Annotated in this window: 16 protein-coding genes; 9 read left to right on the forward strand and 7 right to left on the reverse strand. The window is 33.9% G+C overall.

The features are described 5' to 3' along the window. Positions 1-121: 121 nt before the first annotated feature. Positions 122-1069 carry an AraC family transcriptional regulator gene (locus tag QL232_RS05970; protein ID WP_281613443.1) on the reverse strand — a complete coding sequence of 316 codons (948 nt, stop codon included), beginning with the start codon at positions 1067-1069 and terminating at the stop codon, positions 122-124. 261 nt (positions 1070-1330) lie between these two features. Between QL232_RS05970 and QL232_RS05975 the strand changes: the two genes are divergently transcribed. The 6 genes from QL232_RS05975 to QL232_RS06000 all read left to right on the forward strand — a co-directional run bounded on the left by QL232_RS05975 (position 1331) and on the right by QL232_RS06000 (position 8897). Beyond that, positions 1331-2281 carry a CbiX/SirB N-terminal domain-containing protein gene (locus tag QL232_RS05975; protein ID WP_168880541.1) on the forward strand — a complete coding sequence of 317 codons (951 nt, stop codon included), beginning with the start codon at positions 1331-1333 and terminating at the stop codon, positions 2279-2281. 81 nt (positions 2282-2362) lie between these two features. Continuing rightward, positions 2363-3790, forward strand: coding sequence for an FMN-binding protein (locus tag QL232_RS05980; protein WP_281613444.1), 1428 nt, complete (start codon positions 2363-2365; stop codon positions 3788-3790). 12 nt (positions 3791-3802) lie between these two features. Beyond that, positions 3803-6001, forward strand: a complete 2199-nt coding sequence (locus tag QL232_RS05985; protein ID WP_281613445.1) for a TonB-dependent receptor — start codon at positions 3803-3805, stop codon at positions 5999-6001. Positions 6002-6052: 51 nt separating this feature from the next. After that, on the forward strand, positions 6053-6784 hold the full coding sequence (locus QL232_RS05990) for an HmuY family protein (RefSeq protein ID WP_281613446.1): 732 nt from the start codon (positions 6053-6055) through the stop codon (positions 6782-6784). Positions 6785-6922: 138 nt separating this feature from the next. After that, the gene (locus QL232_RS05995; protein ID WP_281613447.1) at positions 6923-7801 is read left to right on the forward strand and encodes a ChaN family lipoprotein; all 879 of its coding nucleotides are present in this window, start codon (positions 6923-6925) and stop codon (positions 7799-7801) included. Positions 7802-8048: 247 nt separating this feature from the next. After that, positions 8049-8897: an AraC family transcriptional regulator gene (locus QL232_RS06000; RefSeq protein WP_281613448.1), complete on the forward strand. Its 849-nt coding sequence runs from the start codon at positions 8049-8051 to the stop codon at positions 8895-8897. Here the strand turns inward: QL232_RS06000 and QL232_RS06005 are convergent. Further along, positions 8894-9721, reverse strand: coding sequence for an alpha/beta hydrolase (locus QL232_RS06005; RefSeq protein ID WP_281613449.1), 828 nt, complete (start codon positions 9719-9721; stop codon positions 8894-8896). The genes QL232_RS06000 and QL232_RS06005 overlap by 4 nt on opposite strands. A 242-nt stretch (positions 9722-9963) precedes the next feature. On the opposite strand from QL232_RS06005, the gene QL232_RS06010 reads away from it, so the two are divergent. Then, entirely contained in the window at positions 9964-12147 is a 2184-nt protein-coding gene (locus QL232_RS06010) for a hypothetical protein (RefSeq protein ID WP_281613450.1), read from the forward strand. A 387-nt stretch (positions 12148-12534) separates the two neighbouring features. Here the strand turns inward: QL232_RS06010 and QL232_RS06015 are convergent, their stop codons facing one another. The 3 genes from QL232_RS06015 to QL232_RS06025 form a co-directional block, all read right to left on the reverse strand. Beyond that, on the reverse strand, positions 12535-13596 hold the full coding sequence (locus QL232_RS06015) for a hypothetical protein (RefSeq protein WP_281613451.1): 1062 nt from the start codon (positions 13594-13596) through the stop codon (positions 12535-12537). A 313-nt stretch (positions 13597-13909) separates the two neighbouring features. Next, entirely contained in the window at positions 13910-14914 is a 1005-nt protein-coding gene (locus QL232_RS06020) for a hypothetical protein (protein ID WP_281613452.1), read from the reverse strand. Positions 14915-15810: 896 nt separating this feature from the next. Then, on the reverse strand, positions 15811-16368 hold the full coding sequence (locus QL232_RS06025) for an NAD(P)H-dependent oxidoreductase (RefSeq protein ID WP_281613453.1): 558 nt from the start codon (positions 16366-16368) through the stop codon (positions 15811-15813). Between the two features lie 226 nt (positions 16369-16594). On the opposite strand from QL232_RS06025, the gene QL232_RS06030 reads away from it, so the two are divergent. Continuing rightward, positions 16595-17185, forward strand: a complete 591-nt coding sequence (locus QL232_RS06030) for an SRPBCC family protein (RefSeq protein WP_281613454.1) — start codon at positions 16595-16597, stop codon at positions 17183-17185. 86 nt (positions 17186-17271) lie between these two features. Here QL232_RS06030 and QL232_RS06035 read toward each other — a convergent pair whose 3' ends face one another. Both QL232_RS06035 and QL232_RS06040 read right to left on the reverse strand, forming a co-directional pair. Then, positions 17272-18063, reverse strand: a complete 792-nt coding sequence (locus QL232_RS06035; RefSeq protein WP_281613455.1) for a T9SS type A sorting domain-containing protein — start codon at positions 18061-18063, stop codon at positions 17272-17274. A gap of 11 nt (positions 18064-18074) precedes the next feature. Next, positions 18075-19568, reverse strand: coding sequence for an SUMF1/EgtB/PvdO family nonheme iron enzyme (locus QL232_RS06040; protein WP_281613456.1), 1494 nt, complete (start codon positions 19566-19568; stop codon positions 18075-18077). A gap of 293 nt (positions 19569-19861) precedes the next feature. Here QL232_RS06040 and QL232_RS06045 point away from each other — a divergent pair, with 293 nt between their 5' ends. After that, entirely contained in the window at positions 19862-21037 is a 1176-nt protein-coding gene (locus tag QL232_RS06045) for a BamA/TamA family outer membrane protein (protein ID WP_281613457.1), read from the forward strand. Positions 21038-21068: the final 31 nt, after the last annotated feature.

Raw genomic sequence — 21068 nt, forward strand, 5'->3', positions numbered from 1 at the left:
TGTATATACTTGTGCTTTAATTGTCTGATAGTTAGTTTTTTATGAGTTATTTTTAGCTAATAGAAAGTGCCCTTTAATTTCTATTGTCGTAAATAATATTTCTGATTTCGATATTTTTCTTCTATTTCTGCTGAGATCTATACTGATTTGGAGTTAAACCTGTATTCTTTTTAAAGGCATAAGAAAAATGTGCAGCATGCTGATAGCCAACCTTTTCAGCGACACAAGAAACGGTACAATCTGTAGTAGTAAGTAAGTTTTTGGCTAATGAAATCCTTTTCTTTGTCGCATACTCAAAAATGGTTTCATCAAATGTTTCTTTGAAATACTTTTTTAGATAGGAAGTATTAATCCCAACCGATTTTGCTAAATCTGGAATAGAGTATTGTATATGAAGGTCCCGATCAATGATTTCTTTTACTTTTAAGACTTGATCTTCATACTGATTACCATTGTTATTGGATTGATGTAACACTTGGTCGGCAACTTCAGATAATACCTCGAAGATTTTCCCATTCAAATACATCAATTGACATACTCCTCTTTTGGTCGATGAGACCATTTCTTGTAAAAGGTGAATAGTATTGCCTTTTGTTTTAAATATGGGAGAAGGATTGTGTTGAAATAATGAAAGTATTACTTCTAACAATGAAGGGTGGAAAATACCTTGACTAAAATAAGAGGCTTCAAATTCGATAATAAGGAAATCACAAATATTACCTTTCTTAATAGTAAACTGATGGTTTAATTTAGAGAATAGGGTGCCTTCCTGAGGTTTTAAGTTAACCTCAGTGGATAAGTTTTTAATAGAAAGAGAGCTTGTCGAATTAAGATTAAAAACTATATTTTGATGATCACTTTTTAGAGTGAAATAAAATTCATCAAGAAAAATCTCTTGTATTTGACAGTGTGTGATGGTAAAATTAGTGAATGATATCTTTTGATATATACCATTTGCAAACTGCTTTTTCCACCCTCTTTTTGTTATTTGTAACCCAAAGTTATCTTGATTAGTCAGTATAGTACTATAATTGTCAATAACCTCTATGATATCGGTATTGGAGCTCATATCCTCCCTCAATTTTGTTGATGTATGTGATAACCTGAATTGGTAGTAGGTTGCAAAATTATATTTATTTAGATTGATTAAAAATAATACACAAGGGATTTTCACATTTTTTCTATTTTCGTAGAACTTTTCCTTTTTCGTAATAACATATTTTACAGATTTCTCTATTCGTAATAATCATTTCTTTTTTCGATAGTTTTTCCAATATAGTAACCTATACATTTGTGGTGTTATTTAGATTAATTTTAAATAAGTAGACAAATGAAACTTTTTTATTCGACAATAGTTACGATAATTCTTACTGTATTCATGACTTCATGTGGTACAGAAAAGAAACAAACTTCTAACGAAGCAGCCAATAGCACATCAGGCGAGAAAATTGGTGTTCTTTTGGTTAATCATGGATCTCATTCTGAAGGATGGAGAAAAATGTTGAAAGATATTGAGTTAGATGTACGTGATGACATCATGAAAAGTGGTGATATCGCTGAGGTACGTACTGCATTTATGGAGTATACAGAACCATCTATCGCAACTCAGATGAAAAAATTCGATGCAGAAAATTACGATAGAGTTATCGTTGTGCCTATCTTCTTAACAATCTCTTCTCATACAAGTAATGATATTCCTAACATTGTTGGTTTAGCGAATGATCCTAAAGTAAAAGAAGAACTAAAAGCAGAAGGCATTGAAACATATACTTCTAAGGCAAGAGTATTGGTTACTCCATTATTAGATTTCCCTACAGTATTAAAGAAAAATATTACAAGAAGAGCTAAAGCGTTGTCTAATGGTTCTGGTGATGAAGGTGTTGCTTTAATTGCTTATGGTGATGAAGAGTTTAACCAACAATGGGAAGAAATGGTAGAAGATATTGGTCGTTACCTAAAAGCACAGACAGGTATCGGTTCAATTTCATACGGATGGTGTGGTCACTTAGTAAGATACTCATCTGAACCAACGAAAAAAGCAATTGATCAGATCTTAGATTTAGAGGAAAGAGCCATTGTTATTCCAGTGTTAGTTGCTAATGATGAACATTTCCAAGGGGAAATTATTCAAAAAGGTGTTGACATGGTGGAAGATCAAAAACGCGTAGTTTATAAGCAAGATGCAATTCTTCCTGATGCTAACATTAATAAATGGGTAGTGAAAATTGTTGCTGAAACAGTAGCAGAGTTAAAAGGAACAAAAGAAGTAGCAGCTAAGTAGTTGCATTTTAATGATTGCTGATTGATGTATAAAGAACATCAGTCAGCAATTGTAAAACTTCAACGATCAATACGGGTTTCCATGCAGTTAAAGATAGACTATCGTAAATCAGGGATCACTCTACTAATATTTGGTGCATTTGCATACTTTGCAATTTATGGACCTTTAGATAGAGAAGATTTACATCAAAACATTTCTACAATTGAGAATGAACACTTTGCTCCAAAGTTAGTGGCAGATTTTGAAAGAAAAACCACTAAAGAAGCAGGTTTAATTTCTGAAGGGAAGAGTTATGTTTTGGGAGAGTATGGTTTAGTAAGAGCAATTCCTAAAAATGTAGTTAGAGAGGCAGGAATGATTTCTTTCTCTAATGACATGGGGGAATCACTTCATAACAAGGAGTGGGCGAATGATATGTCTGGTCGTTTAAAAGAAAAGTATGGAGACGATGCCGAAGTAGTAATAAAACTACATGGCGATTTATGTTATGCAGAAATATACCAAAGTGGAAGGTTACGATCATTGTACTTTGAAAATATGATGCATAATACTGTACAAGGATTTTCAGGCCCTATTTATATGGGTATAGAAAGTTCGTTAGGTGGTAGTGTGAGAGAAGTGTCTTACATTACATCTAAAGAGACAGAAAGCTATTTGCGAAAGGTACTTAGAAGTGGTTATTTAGATCAATATAAGGATTTAAATATAGGAGACTCAGACCATCAAATTGATGCAATATCTGGGGCGACGATCACAACAAAAGCAATGGCAGATGGAGTGACAGAAGCATTTCATGTTACAGCTCCTCAGGTCCTTGCTACTTACTACGATTTTGATGTCGATGCATTTGGAGTTAAAGCAGAGCTTACTTACTTGTGGATTGTTCACATCATTGTTATCACTGGAATTTTTGCTTTTGCGATGATTCCTCAAATAAAAAAGACTAAAAAGTCTAGACTAGCAGTTTCAATTTTTACGATGGCATATATAGGTTTTGGGATGAATAGCTCATTCACTTATATCACTTATTTAATGCCGTTTATGGGAACAGAAGTTTCTTTGTTCCTAACGATTTATGCCTTACTAACACTATTATCAGCTGTTTGGGGAAAAAATGCTTATTGTTCATATGTATGTCCTTTTGGTGCAGCACAGATGATCACTTTGAAATATTCTCCTTTCAAATCGAAGAAATTATTTATAACAAACAAACAAGCAGAATATATAAGGTACATCGTTACATTGGTCTTATTTGTAGGCTTTGTAATAGGATATAAAGAGTTTGGGAATTTTGAACTATTCCCAGATTTATTCAGTACCGAAATCTCATCTTATTGGTTTTATATCTCTCTCGCATTTATTGCTATATCTGTGAAGTACCCGATGCTGTGGTGTCGAGTAGCTTGCCCTACAGGTTGTGTATTGGATGCTGTAAAAAATGCTTCAGAAAAGAAAGTAAAACGAGGGCCAATTAAAAAGGCTCCGATGAAAAGACCTTTAAGAGCATAAACATTCTAGATAATGAAAATTACTACAACAATATTTCTTATTCTTCTCCCTCTATTTAGTTGGGCACAATCTCAATTAATTAAGATCGAGGTGATAGACAACGAGCAAAAACCTATGATTGGTGCTCATGTTTGTTTATTATCTTCTACAGGAGAAAGATCATATTATACTACAAACCAGGAAGGTAAAACAGAATTGAAAATTTCTGAACAAACCAAGTGTATAGTTTCTTATACTGGATTTAAGACAACAGAATTAGAATTATCTAAACCTGGAACTTATGCTGTAAAACTAAAACCAGACTTACTAATGTTGGATCAAGTGGTGAAGACAGCCAGTGTTGAACCTCAAAAAGTAGATGAATCAATTTACAAAATAGAAGTGATCAACGGTCCAACTCTTGAAAAAATGGGAGTGCAAACGATACAGGATGCCCTACGATTTCAACCAAATATCAACCTTCAACAAGATGGTGTTTTGGGTACTAGAATTATCATGCAAGGTTTAGAAGGTCAGCATGTAAAAATATTGATTGATGGAATGCCTGTAGTTGGTAGACAAGGAGGTAACATTGACTTATCACAGCTAGATGCAGCACAAATTGATCATATTGAAATTATCGAAGGGCCAATGTCTGTCGTTTATGGATCCAATGCATTAGCAGGTACGATAAATATTATCACCAAAGAAAACAAATACCATACGGTACAAGGTGTAGCAAAAGTATATGGTGAATCTGTAGGCTTAGTGAGTGGTGATGTGAACGTATCTGGTGTAAAGAAGAATCATAAATGGGGTATCAGTGGTGGTACTCGATTATTTAATGGCTTTGATCCGGATAAATCAACAAGATCCATGTCATTTAATCCAAAAGATCAGTACAACGCTGATGTATATTATGGATATAAGTTTTCAGGTTGGGATACAAAAGTGGGTGTTCGATTTGGTAGAGAAGATTTAACATTGGTGGGAGATTATACTTCGCCTACAAATCCAGTTAGAGCATTCGATTCGAATTATATTACAGATAGAATCACGTATTACGGTCAGTTCAATAAGCAGTTTAATAATGGTGATGCTTTTCAGGGTATGATATCATACAATACATATGATAGACACGGTCAGCAATACTTTGTAAAGATCAATGAAGGTACAGAAACACCACAAGGAGATCCATCGCATGATGCATTCCAAACATTAAATACTCGTCTTTCTTATGCAAAACAGGTAAATGATTGGTGGAAAGTAAATGCAGGCTATGAGTTAACAGACGAAACAGGTAGCGGTGATAAAATGGATGAAGGAGCAAGACTTACTGAAAATGCAATCTGGACAGATATGAATATGAAAATATCTGAAAGATGGGCTTTCCAGCCTGGAGCAAGATTTATCCATCATTCTCAGTTTGGAGCACCACTGATCTATTCTGCTCATGTGAAGTACGATGATAAATCATCTTGGGCAGGCCGATTGTCTTTTGCAAAAGGTTTTAGAGCACCTTCTTTAAAAGAAATGTACATGAATTTTGTGGACTCAAACCATGAAATCTATGGAAACCCGGACTTACAGGCTGAAACGTCTTACAGCTTAACGGGAAATATTAGTAAGAATTTAGAGTTATCGGAAAGTGCTTTAGTAAGGTTAGAAGCTTCTGCTTTTTATAACCACTTGAACGATGTTATTGAGTTGGCACAAGGAGAAGATGGAAGATCGTATATCTATACGAACGTTTCCCAGAAGAAAACTCAAGGTGGAACTTTTAAAGCCACTTATAATAACAATAACAAATTAAAGATTGATGCAGGAGTAACACTGACAGGAATAGGTTACGACTTGTACAATGAAGGAACTTTTGACTTTAGATATTCAATAGATCTTGTTTCATCTGTTTCCTACTTCTGGCCTCAATTTGATTTGTCAGCAAGATTAGATTACAAATACACAGGAGCAAGAGTTCAATTAACAGTTTCTGATGTTGATGCTCCGGTAGAGGAAGGAACAGTAGATGCTTACAACATGCTGAACTTCTCTTCAACAAAAAACTTCAAAAATAAAAAGTATGCTATAACGGCAGGGGTTAAAAATATTTTAGATGTAACAGATGTGACTAACACTACGAATGGTGGTGCACACTCTGGAGGTACATCGATGTTGATCGCTTGGGGAAGAACCTACTTTGTATCATTCAAAGTAGCCATCGGTAAACCATAATTCACAATAAGTTCTATTCAATTTTGAAACTTTTTCTTAAACAAAATAACAATGAAAAAACTAGTAACAATTCTTTCAGCTATCGCTCTACTTTCATCTTGTAACGAAGAATCTACTCCGGTAGTACCAGAAGATACTTCTTCTCATGATCTACAAGTTTCTCTTTATGGATTACCAGTAGTAACTATCGAAAAAGAACAATACCCAGGCGGACCAGTGACTGAGGTTGAGTTAGACTATAACCGTCAGGTATACATCGATCTTGATGCTGCTTCTGCGGATACGAATGCAGATACAACAGGTATCCACTGGAACGATGCAGGATATGTACAATTTGATATCCCAGGTGGTGTAGACACTGCTGAAGGTAGCGAAGGATGGGACATCGTGATGACTTATTATAACGGTTACACTTCTGATGGAGAAGATGGACAAGTTCCTTATTACATGACAGGTGGTTTAGTAAACAAAGGTACAGCTAAGGCACTTCGTTTAAACAAAGCAGAATTAGAAGAAGAAGGGCAAACTTTCGTAGCTTATAACGATGTTACTTTCGAAGATGCTTCTGCTTTAACATTATCATCAAGTGCTGATGCTATTGGTTCAGATTGGAAAGCGTTAGATTTCGAAACGTTCACTTACAAAATCGTTGAAGACCAATACTATATTGTAGAGTCATCAGAAGGTAAATTATACAAGCTTACATTTACAGATTTCTATAGCGAAGAGGATGGTACTAAGGGATTCCCTAAATTCAAGTTCCAACGTTTAATTGCTGAATAATTTCAATTGTCACTATATTCAGAATACCTCTGAGCATAAACCGTAGAACATTTATATTGTTCTGCGGTTTTTATATTAAATTACAATATGTTTTACGATGAGGCTTAGTTAAGTCTCCCTTCCATTTTAATATTACTGATGAAACAACTTCTTTTATCAACTATTCTTTTATTTACTTCGCTTATTGTGAACGCACAGTTGAAAGCATATCAGATCTTCGACAAAGAAGGAAAAGAAGTAACCTTTGAGGAAATGTCTAAAGCCTTAGAGCAATATGATGTTGTCTTTTTTGGTGAACTACACAATAACCCAATTGCCCATTGGTTACAATTTGAGTTATCGAAATCATTAGCAACAGCAAAGAATAATGAGATTATTTTTGGTGCTGAAATGTTTGAAAGAGATAACCAATTAGTTTTGAACGAATACCTTGAAGGTTATATCAAAGAAGCTACTCTTATTAAAGATGGAAAAGCTTGGGACAACTATAAAACAGACTATGCCCCATTAGTAGATTTTGCTAAAGAGATAAATGCTCCTTTTGTAGCGACAAATGTACCAAGAAGGTATGCAAGTATCGTTTCTAAAAAAGGTTTGGAAGAATTAGAAAAACTAGAAAAGTCAACCAAGAAACAATATATCGCTCCACTTCCAATAGAAGTGCCTTATGACTTACCTTCTTATAAAGAAATGGAAGACATGATGGCAGGGCATGGCATGAAAGGTAAAGCTAAAAACTTTGTAGCTGCACAAGCAATCAAAGATGCAACAATGGGTAACTCTATTGTGAAAGCTTTAAAAGATAATAAAGGAAAATCGATGCTTCATTTTAATGGTAATTTCCATTCTAAAAATCATGAAGGTACGGTTTGGTATGTAAAACATTACAATAAAAAAGTGACTTGTGGTGTCATCTCTTTTGTAGATCAAAGTGATTTATCGAAGGTGGAAGATATGAATAAAGGAGACAATGAGTTTACGATCGTATGTAATTTAAATATGACAAAAACATTCTAGTTCGTCTTACATATTGTGACTTGAGAGCCATTTTCTAAAAAGAAGATGGCTTTTTTCATACATGAAACTTTATTCTTCAGTGTATTTATTTAATTTAGTTTTTAGATAATCACACCACTTGTTGAAATGCGATGGCAGGATGCATTATATAAACTGTGATCGACATGGATACTTTCTACTGATATCAATTTTTAAATTAGTTAACCCCTAACTGTGATTATCCTTTCTTATTATTAATACAACTAGCATGAGTTTCGAACTTTTTCATTTTGACATTAACAGTAAACCGTCTATTGGAACAGCGATTTTTACACCTCCATTTAAAGCCAATTCTGCCTTTGTAGATGAAGCTAGGTTCGTAAAAATCATCAATGGAAATACCAACCTGTATGTACCGGATAACCATTTAAAGCTGAAATCTGGAGACCACTTTATTATGAAGTGCGATAACTTTGTGAATGTATGGGATAAAAACGCAGACGATTCCAAATCACAAGTTTTTGTGGCTCATTTTAATCCTGAAATTATTTCAACGATATATGATGATAATATACCGGAGAATTTTCAGCAGAATTCAAGCATAGAAAACAACGCAGTAGAAATGGTAGAAGCCAATATAATGTTGGATACATTTATCAATTCAATGCTTTTTTATTTTCAGAATAAAGAAATGATGACTGAAGAACTACTTAAGTTGAAAATGAGGGAGTTACTCTTGATTCTTATCAATTCTGATAAAAATGGAAAGATAAAGATGATGCTTAATAACCTTTTCAAAGCGAAAGAATATGATTTTAAGGAAATCATTCATGCTCATCTCTATGAAGATTTAAGTATTCAAGACCTCGCCTTTTTTACTGGTTTAAGTTTATCAACTTTCAAAAGGAAATTTAAGACCGTATTTAATACGAGTCCCAATCAATACATAAAAACCAAACGTTTGGCAAAAGCAGAAAATATGTTGAGAGTCACCAACGAAAGAATTTCTGACATTGCTTACGATTGTGGTTTCAATGATATAGGCTACTTTTCAAAGATGTTTAAGTCGGAGTATAACATTACACCCACAGATTTCAGAAAGAGTCTAGTCGTTTAAATCACTTCGGCTACTTTATGAGGAAATTCCAATGGAAGCAGATGACCACCTTCATAGATTTCTATGAGTTGAAGATGTGGGTTCAATTGCTTCCATTTTTTTCTGACTTTATCCGTTAGAAAAAGGGAAGGTTTACCCGCAATTACTTTAAAGGGTATTTCAACTTTTTTGATAGCGTTGTCTAAGTTTCTTGGTTTTCCATAATTATACATTTCCCAAACAGGATCATATAACAGTGTGTACGACTTGGATAAACTTCTTGATGCGAGTTGATATAATTGAGCATCATCAAATCTTTTATAACCTTTATTTTGTCTTAGATATTGGTAGTACTCATCAATATCATCCCATGTCTTTTTCTTCCCCTTTGTCGCCTTCATCGGTTTAATTCTTTTCTTGATAAACAGCGGCATAGGATTAAAGATCATTTGGATGGTTTTTGATACGCTACCAGGTTCAATAAGGATCAATTCTTTAAATAAATCGGGCCTTTTGATATAGGCTAAAAGAGTAGCAGTGGCTCCTTGAGAGTGCCCAATGCCAACAATAGGTGTAGTGTATTTTTGTTCTATAAACTGAATGAGATCGTCTGCATATAACATCCAGTCAATTTGTTTATTAGGTTGATAAATATCTTCCCAACATCCTCTAAAGTATAAACTACTTAATGCATATTTTTGAGATAAATCAGAAGTTAATTCATAGTAAACATCTGTAGGAAACCCATTAGCCCCATAAAAATGGGCAGGAACACCTTCTGTAGAGAATTCTTGATAATTTGCTTCTAATGAACCAAGTTGAATAGAGAGTAGCTTATTTTGCATTTTAGTGAATGTTTATTCATAAATATAAAAAAATAATTTTATTAGTTGTGTGGAACTATATTGTTAAAATCGTTGTTCAATTTGTTCAAATATTAAATAAGTGTTAAATTAACTTTTGTCAGTTTACCTACAATAAAAAGAAAATTATAACTCAAACTATTTAAAAATCAATTCAATCGAGACTGCTTTTTATTAATACTACTACTGACACAAAGCTATCTTTACCACTTTATTTTAACATTATGAATAAACTACTTTCTAGAGGTATACTATGCCTCTTGTTAATGGGATCACTCGCATGTCAAAAACAAATCAAAGAAACAGCTGTTTCGCCTGAACAGGAAGAAGTTTCTAGTAAAAGAATGCCGTTTTCGCAAAGAACATTCTTATGTGATAACAAAAACGGAATGGCATCAATTTTTGAAGTCGAATATGATTTCCAAGGTTTACAAGGTAATGCTACCTTACAACCCATCGTAAGTATTTCTGGTCATTCTCATATTGCAATTACTCCTGATAAAAAATGGGTGGTTGTTGTCGGGAATGGAAATGGGAAAATCACATTAGTACCAATTCGTGAAGATTATTCTACAGCACTGACATCTACAGATTTAGTAGTTTACAATCTAAATCGAAATGTAAGAATCACTCAAGTCGATTTCGATAGAGACGACCGTCTTTTTATCGCTGGAAGAGAATTTTTAGAGGTTGAATTACCTTCTGGTGTAGCTTGGGGAACATCAACTAGTTCATTACTTACCTTAAAAAAGTACAGGTCTTTCTCTAACACACCTGCAAATGGGGTGATGAATCCTATCGAAACTGTCAGTGAAGAAGAAGAGTATTATGACGATGATGCACTGTCTTCTACTCGTCCAAAATTTATCGGTGGAGACATTCTTTTCTCACAGAATAGTGAAGAAACTGATGGCTTCGAAACAGAAAGGTTGATCTCATTTACTCGACACAAAGATAGAGTGAATGGACAAAAATTAGCCAAAGCTATGGTCGTAGAAATGGGAACTTATGAGAACAATAGCGGAAAAGAAAAGTTCTATGTTTCTACCAAGAGATTATTCTCTTTACAAGGACAAAACAAAGTAACAGGTGCAGCATTAGTTGGTGATAATCATTTTATGGTTTCATCAAATGGAGCTACTTGGTTTAAGGTCTACAATTTTAATGGAGATGTAATTGCGAACCCTACAATCAATTTTCCTTTTGGAATGTCAAAATTAGCGAATGGAGACATGGCTTCTACACAAGATTTTGATAAAAATACTTTTAATCCAAAATCGGATAATAATAAGGAAATAACAGATCCAGGAAAAGATTATTATACCGAATGGAATGAAAATACGGGGGATAATAATCATAAATATGCTGAAGTGAAACTGTATCGTCCTGCTAGCGGAATGAGTAGAGATCCTCAGAACATGACCGAAGAGGAGTACAATGATTCTAGAGATTCTCGTCCGAATGCAGCCAATGCAGATATAGCAGATTACCGTAAAAATGCTGCGAAATTTGTATCACTGGGAGGTAACGGAGGTTACGTTTTAATGCGTTTTGAAAATGGTGTTGCTGTAAACAGTACGACTCATTTACAAGTAGTAGAAACTACTTGGGGTAGACCTGCCGAATTCACAACCATCGAAGATGCGTACGCTTCATACAAAGAAAAAGCATCCGTTTATGTTTTACCAGATGTTGATCAAAGATATTATACAGAAAATTTAGAAAACCATGCCGATTGGACTATGGTAGGTACGGCTTCCATTACCAATAATAAATTTGATATTAGTGGTGTAGCATCCGATAAAGTATATTGGGTGAAAATCGTAGATCATGCAGATACACAAACTCCAGACGGTTTTGATGTGAACTTTGTTGCTGCATACGATGCCGAACCTGAAATTTTAATACCATCTAGTATTAGCGGAGACTTGCCATGTGATATTACAGTGGATAGTTATGCTATTCGATCAGGAGATGATGATCCTTGTGATAAAGTAAGAAATGGCGAAGCCATGTATAGAATTCCTAACGCAAGCGAAGTGGTGTTAGGAAGTGTAAATATGTTTGATGCTACTCAGAGAGCATTCTTTGGAAGAAAATCTGGTCGAAGTGCTATAATAGGTGTTTTTGTAGCCAATATTGATGGAAAATTACATGCTTATGAAATTCATGATGATTGTTCTGTAAAAGGGATGAGACATTTTGAATGGGGTGGAGAAAATAAAAACGCATCTTTTGTTCCACTACCGATGAAAGCTGATAAATACGATATGTCTCAGGTAAGTAATACTTTTATAGAATGGGATGAGTATGACATTATCTATGAAATGGATGGACAAAGAGTAAGAGTACCATTTACAAAGAAACAAGAAAATAGAATTCGTTATTCCAATGCAAGGATAGATTAGTGCGATAAATCACAACAAAGGTGATTTATAGTTCAAACTTAGAGGGAAGTCTTATTGTTAGGCTTCCCTTTTACTTTTTGTGATGTGTAATACGTAATAATGTTGATAAGTTTGTTCAGTGTTATATGTAGAGCAAGTTGTCATTAGCATTATAGGATTTAATAAGGTATTACATCCAACAGTATGCTAAAGATCTTGTATTACACATAAAATAATAGGGACAAGAAAAGAGGTTACACTCAACATTGAGCAGTAACCTCTATTTCTGGATAAACAAAAACAATAATAAACCTATGTATAAAATGAAAAAGTGGTTGCTATATACCATGTAGAGAAAAATTCGCTACGGGTACCATTAATTGTTAAACTATTACTTACTGTTACAACTTAATTTTCTATTTCTATCACTTCGTCCTCTTCAGTTAATTCTTCAAAGTTGAATAGATCTGCACTCATAGTTTTAACAGCAGGTGTTAGTGATTCATCAATAACAATAGCAAACCCTTTTGCTACACCATTTGTAACTTGTAATGCATCCATATCCCAGGTATTGAAACCTCCATCAATTGGAACTTGTTCTCCTCCGGCGTCGATCATTCCACTTACATTAAACTCTGGTCCTCCAGAGAATATCCATTGATATTGTAAGCCATCTTCACCTGGCGTACCAGAATTTGATGAATTAATATCTTCTCCTGCTTGATTAACTTCATTAATCTTTAGAGTGAGAACGATATATGACCCTTCCTTGATCTCATCTGCATTTGTGTAATCTACCACAATAGCTTTGTCGACGACTACAGTATTATCCTGAATCATATTATCATCTTCATCATAAATTTTGATGTTTAGGAACATCTCATAAAATTCATTGGTATTTTCTAATACAGAACCAAAAGTAAAACGTCCACCATCAGGAGACATAATAAAATCATCTAATTCTGTAGTGGAGTTCACATCATGGTATTGAGGTTGTGAGGAGTAATCAATTAATGGGTTAAATGCATTTCTAGCATTTTCTATCTCTTCAATAATGTCAAAATTACTAGTGACATTAAGTCTTAATGACCTGAAACCTTTGGCATCATAACCATCACCAGGAGTATAGGTAGTTTCTTCTTCATATGTGGCTTGGAAGTATGTACTACCAAATGGAACATCAGTTAATGTTCCTGATCCATTTTCATCAACAGGGGCAGTCCATCCAGTGAAAGCAGAAAGTGAACTAACATCACCTCCAGTGCGCATGATAATATTATCGTAAGTAATAAATTGGTTGGTTGGTACCGCATTAGTAATACGGGCATTAGATACACCGTCAGCTCCAACAAATGCTTTAAGGTTTGTGGTTTCAACCGCTGGGGTTGGAGGAGCTGAATCATCATTTTGTGTATTACATGCTGCTGCAATTAAAATAATTGCAGCAGATGTTAAGAATGATTGTTTCATAATAGTCGAATTGAATTAGTTGTGGAAAAGACAGAGAAAATATTTTTTATGTATTGCTAAAATCTTAATTGATGTTCTGCTTCTTGATTAGTTTTGGGTAAAGAATAATTATATATGATGTAAATGAGAAATTTTGAAACCGATGATTACCGGCTAAAATTGAAATATAGGTAAAGATAATTGTATAAAAACCCAATCCTTTGGCATGTAAAAATTGGGTAAGAATCATAAACATTGACTTTTATAACACCAAAGGTTATCATAATGAAATAACCTTTGGTGTATTTAAAATTGCAATACAAATATTATTATTCTATTGGATCTCTATTACTTCAGTTTGTTCTTCAGTAAGTGGAGCAAAGTCGAAAGTAAGACCTGTGAATGTAGTAATTGTAGGAGTGAAACTTTCGTCAAATGTGATCGCTAAACCTTTAGCTATTCCATTTTCAGCCATTAGGGATTCTAAACCATATAGTCTCATTCCATTATGAGTAGATGGTTGTGCAGCATTAGGATCACCATCAAAGTGGAATCTATGCTCAATACCTCCATCAACTTTTTGGAAGTTTTGACCAGGAGTTACTTCAGCACTTACTTCCCAAATTCTAACATCAATAGAGACAAACGTATCATCAGTTAATTGTCTGTCTGAGAAGTCAATACCCCAGCCATAACGCATTGGATTGTATGCATAATCTGTCCATCCTCCTTGGTTGTAGATTACTGTTCCATCAGCTCTCTTAATTTGGAAATTTGCCTGCAAAGCATAGAATTTACCTGCTGCTTGATCTTCTAATGCAAGGCCTACTGTAATTCTACCTTGTTGTGCTACCATGCTAAATTCGTCCAACTCAGTTGTTGAGTTAACTTCTTGATTTTGTTCTCCAATGTAATCAACAAAAGGATTTCGTAATGCTCTTGCCTCGTTCATTGCATCCTCAGCAGAACTTCCATCTTCTGCTTTTACCATTGCTCTCCATTGGTTGTTTTGATTTCTTGGATCAATGTAAGTTGCTTCGAAATCTGTCACACCAAAAGGTACATCTGCTAAAGTACCACCTGTACTACCATCTGATGACGGTGGCGTCCAATTACTAGACCAATCCGCACCGTTTACGGTCATTGTTATTAGAGATTGATCAATCCATGTTAAGTTTTCAATACCAGCGATTCTGGCATTTGATAAGGCACTGTTCGATACATTTACCTGTAAATCTACCGATTCCGCAGCTGGGCTAGGAGTGTCTGTGTCTTCTGTAGAACAAGAAACCATCATTGTTGCAAGAAATGCAACTGCTAATAAAATTTGCTTTTTCATTTTAGTCGTAATGAATTAGTTGTGAATAAAAGGGTAAAGGATAATTTTTATCCAGATTGTATCTGTTTTTGGGGTTGACTATCTACATGGTCAATCAAAATATGTGCAAAGTGTTACAGAAAGATGTTGTGTAGGTATTTACCTACAAGAAAGATTGATCAATTTGATAACAAATAGACATATTTCAAGATAGCATGTACGATAAATAAAACTGTTGTCGATAATCAACGACAAAATAATGAATAGGTAAAGACTAATTTTCTACTTTTAAAATTTGATTAAGAAATAAATAATTTAACAATTTAGAACTAGTTCTGGGTAATAAGAATCAAAATTTAGTTGGGTAGATCTAGTGTTTCTATAAATTTGATACATGACAATATTCCTTAATAAAATTCAAAAACAATAATTTTGAATGTTAATAATATTTAATAGTTGTTTAACGAAATAATTGTAGAGTTCAACGTAAGTAGAGGTGTGTGAAGTTGATTTTATACCTTAAATCACTTGTTTTTCAATGTTTTTGTAAAAGTGTAATTTAGTACATTATAAATATTTAATCGTATGAAGTGACTAAATTTAGAATTTGTAGGACTTCAGATACATTTTTGAAAACAATACTTTAGAATTTAGATAGATAACAGAAGTGTGTAATGTTACTGTTAATTTTATTATTGAAATAATTATACAATTTAATATTGAATTGTATAAGTGAATTATGTACTATTTCATTAATTAATTGGTTGATTTTAATAATCACTTGTTGTGAATTCAAATGTAAATTATTGTACTATTTTTAGCTTGTGATACTGTAGGTGTAATCTCTATAAATACAAAAAAGCCGACTTAAAAAGCCGACTTTATATGATTAGTTGTCTACGTTTTGTTCGTATTATTTATTTATAAGAATTTATTTTTTCTAAAAGCCTCACTGAATATTCAGCAGCATTTTTTTCAACTTCTTCAGGAGAGTTGTAAACATCTTTAACATAAACACACCCAAAAGCATACATTGGTTTCTGGAATTCCATTTTAGTAAGGTAAGCAGTTTGCTCCATAGGGATCAAAAAGCGGTCTACTTTAAAATGATTTGAACCTAGTGGAGAATAAGCTTCTTCTTTTGCTCCAACTGTAAAGCTTAATTGGAAATTTTTGCCTTTCAATTTATCACCTCCCGCTCCATAAGCGAATCCATAGGTAAAAACATCATCAAACCACTTCTTTAAGATGGCAGGCATGTTATACCAATAAAATGGATATTGAAAAATTACATTATCACTCTCTAATAGGGCTTTTTGCTCTGCTTCAACATCAATCTTATAATCTGGATATAAAGCGTGAATATCTCTTACTTCTATGTTTTCAATATTTTTCTCTAATTCTGAAATAATCTTTTTGTTAGCAATAGAATGTTCAAAATTAGGGTGAGCAAGAATAACTAGAGTTTTTTTCATGATAAGTAGATTTTGATAAAAGGTCTTAATGAATTTTCACTTTCTTAACATAACGATCTCATAATCTTTAGGTTGTATCAATAGAATTAATGTACAATAATGACTTTAAATAAGTGTGAACCAATTTTCCTAACCTTTGAGCTTATCCTCCCAAAAGATCCAGCATGAAACGCCCACCTTTGTAATGTCATTAATTCAATAAAGAACATTACTAAAAAGAACACTCATGAAAACTCAATTTAAATTTATAACCTTTCTTTTCTTAACAGTTTTATCCATTCAAGTTATTGCTCAAGAGAAAAAGACACAGCATGTTGAAGTATCAAGAATAATAAATGCTCCAGTTGAAAGTGTTTGGAAAGTTGTAGGCGAAGAATTTGGTGAAATTCATAAATCACACCCCAAAATTGTAAGTTCAGATTATTTAAACGATAGCCCTACTCATGGATGTGAAGGTGCTGAAAGGGTTTGTAACCTGAATATGGATGGGTCTAAATACATTAAAGAGAAGCAAGTGGAATTTAACCCTGATCAACACAGCTTTAAAGTACAAATCACCAATAGTGGAACTTTACCATTAGATGCAGAATACTCTTTTGCTGAATATAAAGTGGAAAAAGTAGATGAGAATACGAGTAAACTAATTTTTACTTTCGACTATAGAACGAAGCCTGCTTTTATGGGAAGTCTTGCTAAAGGAAAATTTAAGAAACAATTATCTGATTATATGTTGGCAGTAGACCATTATGTAACTACAGGTGAAGAAGTGAATGCTGAAAACTTTAAAAACATCAAAAAGCAGCAACAGTCAAAATAAGAGAGAATAAATATACGAGTAGTTAGGTATATTACTGGATACCAATTTATCAAGAAAACTAGTTGTTGTTCAACTAGTTTTCTTTTTTATTGCTTAATGATTCTATAATTACTTTTCCCAATTTTAATAAGGTAAACACCGGGATGTAGGTTGTGGATATTCAATTGTACAAAGAAGTCGTTTTGTTGGACTACCTGTATTGAATTTGAGACGATTTTTCCTGACAAATCAACAAATGTGATTTGCTTTGCGATTATCCCTTCCTGTTCAATTGTTAAAACGTTTTGTGTTGGGTTTGGATAGATAGAAACTCTCGATGAGGCTTCTTGATTAAAAATGGCTAAGGGACCATAAGTAGAAGATTGACCATCAAAGTCGACTTGCCTCAATCGATAATATGATTTTCCTGATAAAGGTTTTGTGTCTCTTAAGGTATAGTTAATTTGATGTTGAGATTGACCCGCTCCCAATACGGTACCTACTTCGGTCCAAGATTTAGATCCTGCCTTCTGTTTTTCAATAACAAAATGATCATTATTTATTTCAGAAGCAGTAATCCATTGTAAAACCACAATATTGTCTTCTGTGATTTCAGCTTCAAAGGAAGCAAGTGTTATTGGTAAATCGGTTAACTCTTCTGCCGAATATATACCTACTTCAGCACCATGACCGTATCCTCCGGAGTAAATCTGATTGTTAATGGTATACAAAAACGAACCGTTGTTTTCTTGGTTACCACTTCCCAAATAAACGGTATTGTTTACCTCGTAAGTAATAGTGCCATTTCCACTACCATCACCACCAGAATAAATATCTTGAGAAAAACTTTGAAATGAACTCAAAAGAAGAGCATATAAAAAGATGATATTGTATTTCATAACTTTTACTTTTAAGGTGCTGTTCTTACTCCTCGTCCACCATGAACATTGATTCTACTTTCTGCTACTACCATATCGCTACGGTCTGTAGTCAATAATTTTGTGTCTTTTTGAATGAAAGAACCTCCACGGTTACCAATACCAGGATCTCCCGTACTACCAGGCCATGAAGGAAGATCCATGTATAATCCACCAGAACCAATCGTTCCATCTCCATGAGTACCATCAAAGGTTTCTCCGGCAGTAATAGCATCAATGACTCTCTCTTTAATATTTCCGGCTAATTCTAAAATGCCAAAATAGGATGCACCGGCGGTTGCTTTACTCGTATTATTTGTCTGTGCGGCAAACGCTCCAACTCTAATAGGTCCTTCTAAATTCCCATAAGTGTAACTACAAAGGGCATTACCTTTTGTGGCATCAAAAGTAGCATCTGTTACAGTTTCAGTTTCATCGGTACTTGTAAGCACATAGTCTGTGGCTTCAGTATCTGCAGTACCATCTTTTAGTTCTCTAGTTCCCCAAGGGAAGTTTCCAATAACGCTGGTACTTTCAAAACCTCTACAGGCTTTTTCATATTCCATTTCGGTCATCGGCCTTAAAGCAGCCCAATCCAAGTAAGTAGCAATGTCCGCCCATGAAAGAAAGTTACAAGCAACATGTGGAGTGCTACTGCTATAATCATCACCAGTAATACTTAAATTGTATCTGAACCGGTCGCCAGAAAATGATGATTTATATCTATTGTTTGGAGAACTGCAAGTATTCAAAAAGTCACAATACTGTCCTTGAGTAATCTCATATTTCATACAGTAAAAAGCTTGATAACCTTTAGGAAAACTTGCATTTACATTAGCAGTCGAACCATTTTTAGTAGTTAGACTAAATGATTTATTTTCTCCATCAATTGATAATATACTCGTAAAGAAGTTTTCTCCTCCACTATAATTCGCTCCCAACACATAAGTTCCTTCTGGTACATAGACCATTTCAATGGCAAATACCTTTATTTCTATAGCATTATTAATATCAACTCCGTTGTAACCGTAATCCCATTTCAGCCCTACATTACTATAATTAGCATTGTTACTACTTTGTGTTAATTCATTAGCAGAATATAGAAAAACACCATTAGAATAATTATCAATATCGGTGAAATCCAAAGCAGACGATATGTTGGCATTACTAGGTACTTGATGCCCATCTGTAATTCCAGTACCATTCACATAACTTAATGTACAGTGCTTCCAATCCCCTTCGTTTTCTCTGTACTTTGCAAAAATCCATGCAGCATCCCAGTTTGAAGGCCCAAAGGCTACTTTCCATGAGTTAGACCAAGAAAGATCAAATTCAATAACGGCAGTTTCCTCATCGATATCTTGAGATGTGATACTAATGTTACTAATTGATATATTATTCGCCTTAGTACCAAATGATAATAACAGACATCCAAAGGAGATAAAAACTACCTTTTTAAGGTGAGAGATTAGTGGTTTGTTGATCATCTTCATTTCATCGTTTGAATTAGCAATGCTGGTTAAAATGTTGTGTTTTCGTTGAATGTAAGTAGCAATTATTTTGGTTTAAATGCTTGTAAATGAATTCCTTTGGATAGATGGTCACCCATGAATGCACCAATTACAAACCTTTTCTGCTCTTCTGAACGCTATCGGTAATAAATCATGAATTAACTATTCGGTTAATGTGATCGTAATTTGATAACGTTTGATCAATATTTGATGCCAGTATTTATAACTCATATCGTTAATTATGTTGTAGTTTAAACAAAATATTCGCTATGAGTACTAAGAAATTTAATCTGATCGCTATTTTATTGATACTAACTTTATCCACAACAAAACTTTGGGCACAAGACCAAACAGGAGAAAAGCAGAAGAAAGAAATGACAAAGTTTAACGATGCCAATGAAAGAAAAGGGGTGAAGTTCAAAGTTATTCCAGGTCCTTTTTATGATCCTTCTATTAAGTATGGTATGTTTCTAGCTCCCATGCTCACCTATTATCCCTCTAAAGGAGACATGATATCTCCTGCTTCCACTACAGCTTTTTATGGAATTTACACTTCAAATAACTCTTATATAATAGGAATGAATAATGAACTATACTTAAAAGAGGATACATGGAGATTGAAACTTAGAGCAGGGTATGGAAACCTCAATAAAGATTTATCATTATATGGAGTAGATGAGAATGGACAATTGGATTATTCCCAAAAAACAGTTCAAGATGTTACTCAAGAAGTAAGGCAGTTAGAAACGTATGCGATGCATAAGGTAGTACCTAGTTTGTATATGGGACTTGGGTATACGTATAAAAGCTATGGATTTACAGGTAATACTCCAGAAGCTGTCGAAGCGTTGGAAAATAACGACATGAACGGAGCTTCAGTAAACCATGGCTTAGCATTAAAACTTGATTATGATACTAGAGACAATGTTCAGTTTCCCTATAAAGGATATTATATGAGTTATACGGGAACAGAGTTTTTCTCTGAAGGACAAAACAACAATGCCTATTTTAGTAATAACTTCAAAATGATGGGTTTCTGGTCACTAACTAAAAATCATAGACATATTATTGCTACCAAAGTTTATGGAAACATATTAGTAGGAGATGTCCAAAAGCAAGATTTTTCTATTTATGGTAGAATAAATGGTGATGTACAAAGAGGATATCAGTCGGGAACACATACCGATAAAAATGCATTAAATGTAGAGGTCGAATATCGATATACTTCGCCTTTATTAAATAATAAATTAGGGTTCATTGCTATGGTGGGTGATGGTAAAGTATTTGGATACTACAACAACTTTACAGATGCAGAACATTTACCTGTTGTCGCACTGGGTATTAGGTATGCAATATTACCTTATGAACGTATTAATATAAGGTTTGATACTACCTATGGTAAAGATGGAATGGTTTGGTATTTTGGTATAAGAGAAGCATTCTAATAAAAACAGAAAGGCTACTCCGAAACGGAGT

Source organism: Flammeovirga sp. SubArs3 (assembly GCF_947387565.1).
Lineage (GTDB): Bacteria > Bacteroidota > Bacteroidia > Cytophagales > Flammeovirgaceae > Flammeovirga > Flammeovirga agarivorans.

Coding starts and splice junctions, on each gene's coding strand:
- QL232_RS06035 (WP_281613455.1), bottom strand. CDS start 18,063: ATGAAATACAATATCATCTTTTTATATGCTCTTCTTTTGAGTTCATTT.
- QL232_RS06025 (WP_281613453.1), bottom strand. CDS start 16,368: ATGAAAAAAACTCTAGTTATTCTTGCTCACCCTAATTTTGAACATTCT.
- QL232_RS06005 (WP_281613449.1), bottom strand. CDS start 9,721: ATGCAAAATAAGCTACTCTCTATTCAACTTGGTTCATTAGAAGCAAAT.
- QL232_RS06030 (WP_281613454.1), top strand. CDS start 16,595: ATGAAAACTCAATTTAAATTTATAACCTTTCTTTTCTTAACAGTTTTA.
- QL232_RS06015 (WP_281613451.1), bottom strand. CDS start 13,596: ATGAAACAATCATTCTTAACATCTGCTGCAATTATTTTAATTGCAGCA.
- QL232_RS06020 (WP_281613452.1), bottom strand. CDS start 14,914: ATGAAAAAGCAAATTTTATTAGCAGTTGCATTTCTTGCAACAATGATG.
- QL232_RS05980 (WP_281613444.1), top strand. CDS start 2,363: ATGCAGTTAAAGATAGACTATCGTAAATCAGGGATCACTCTACTAATA.
- QL232_RS06010 (WP_281613450.1), top strand. CDS start 9,964: ATGAATAAACTACTTTCTAGAGGTATACTATGCCTCTTGTTAATGGGA.
- QL232_RS06045 (WP_281613457.1), top strand. CDS start 19,862: ATGAGTACTAAGAAATTTAATCTGATCGCTATTTTATTGATACTAACT.
- QL232_RS06000 (WP_281613448.1), top strand. CDS start 8,049: ATGAGTTTCGAACTTTTTCATTTTGACATTAACAGTAAACCGTCTATT.
- QL232_RS06040 (WP_281613456.1), bottom strand. CDS start 19,568: ATGATCAACAAACCACTAATCTCTCACCTTAAAAAGGTAGTTTTTATC.
- QL232_RS05970 (WP_281613443.1), bottom strand. CDS start 1,069: ATGAGCTCCAATACCGATATCATAGAGGTTATTGACAATTATAGTACT.
- QL232_RS05975 (WP_168880541.1), top strand. CDS start 1,331: ATGAAACTTTTTTATTCGACAATAGTTACGATAATTCTTACTGTATTC.
- QL232_RS05995 (WP_281613447.1), top strand. CDS start 6,923: ATGAAACAACTTCTTTTATCAACTATTCTTTTATTTACTTCGCTTATT.
- QL232_RS05990 (WP_281613446.1), top strand. CDS start 6,053: ATGAAAAAACTAGTAACAATTCTTTCAGCTATCGCTCTACTTTCATCT.
- QL232_RS05985 (WP_281613445.1), top strand. CDS start 3,803: ATGAAAATTACTACAACAATATTTCTTATTCTTCTCCCTCTATTTAGT.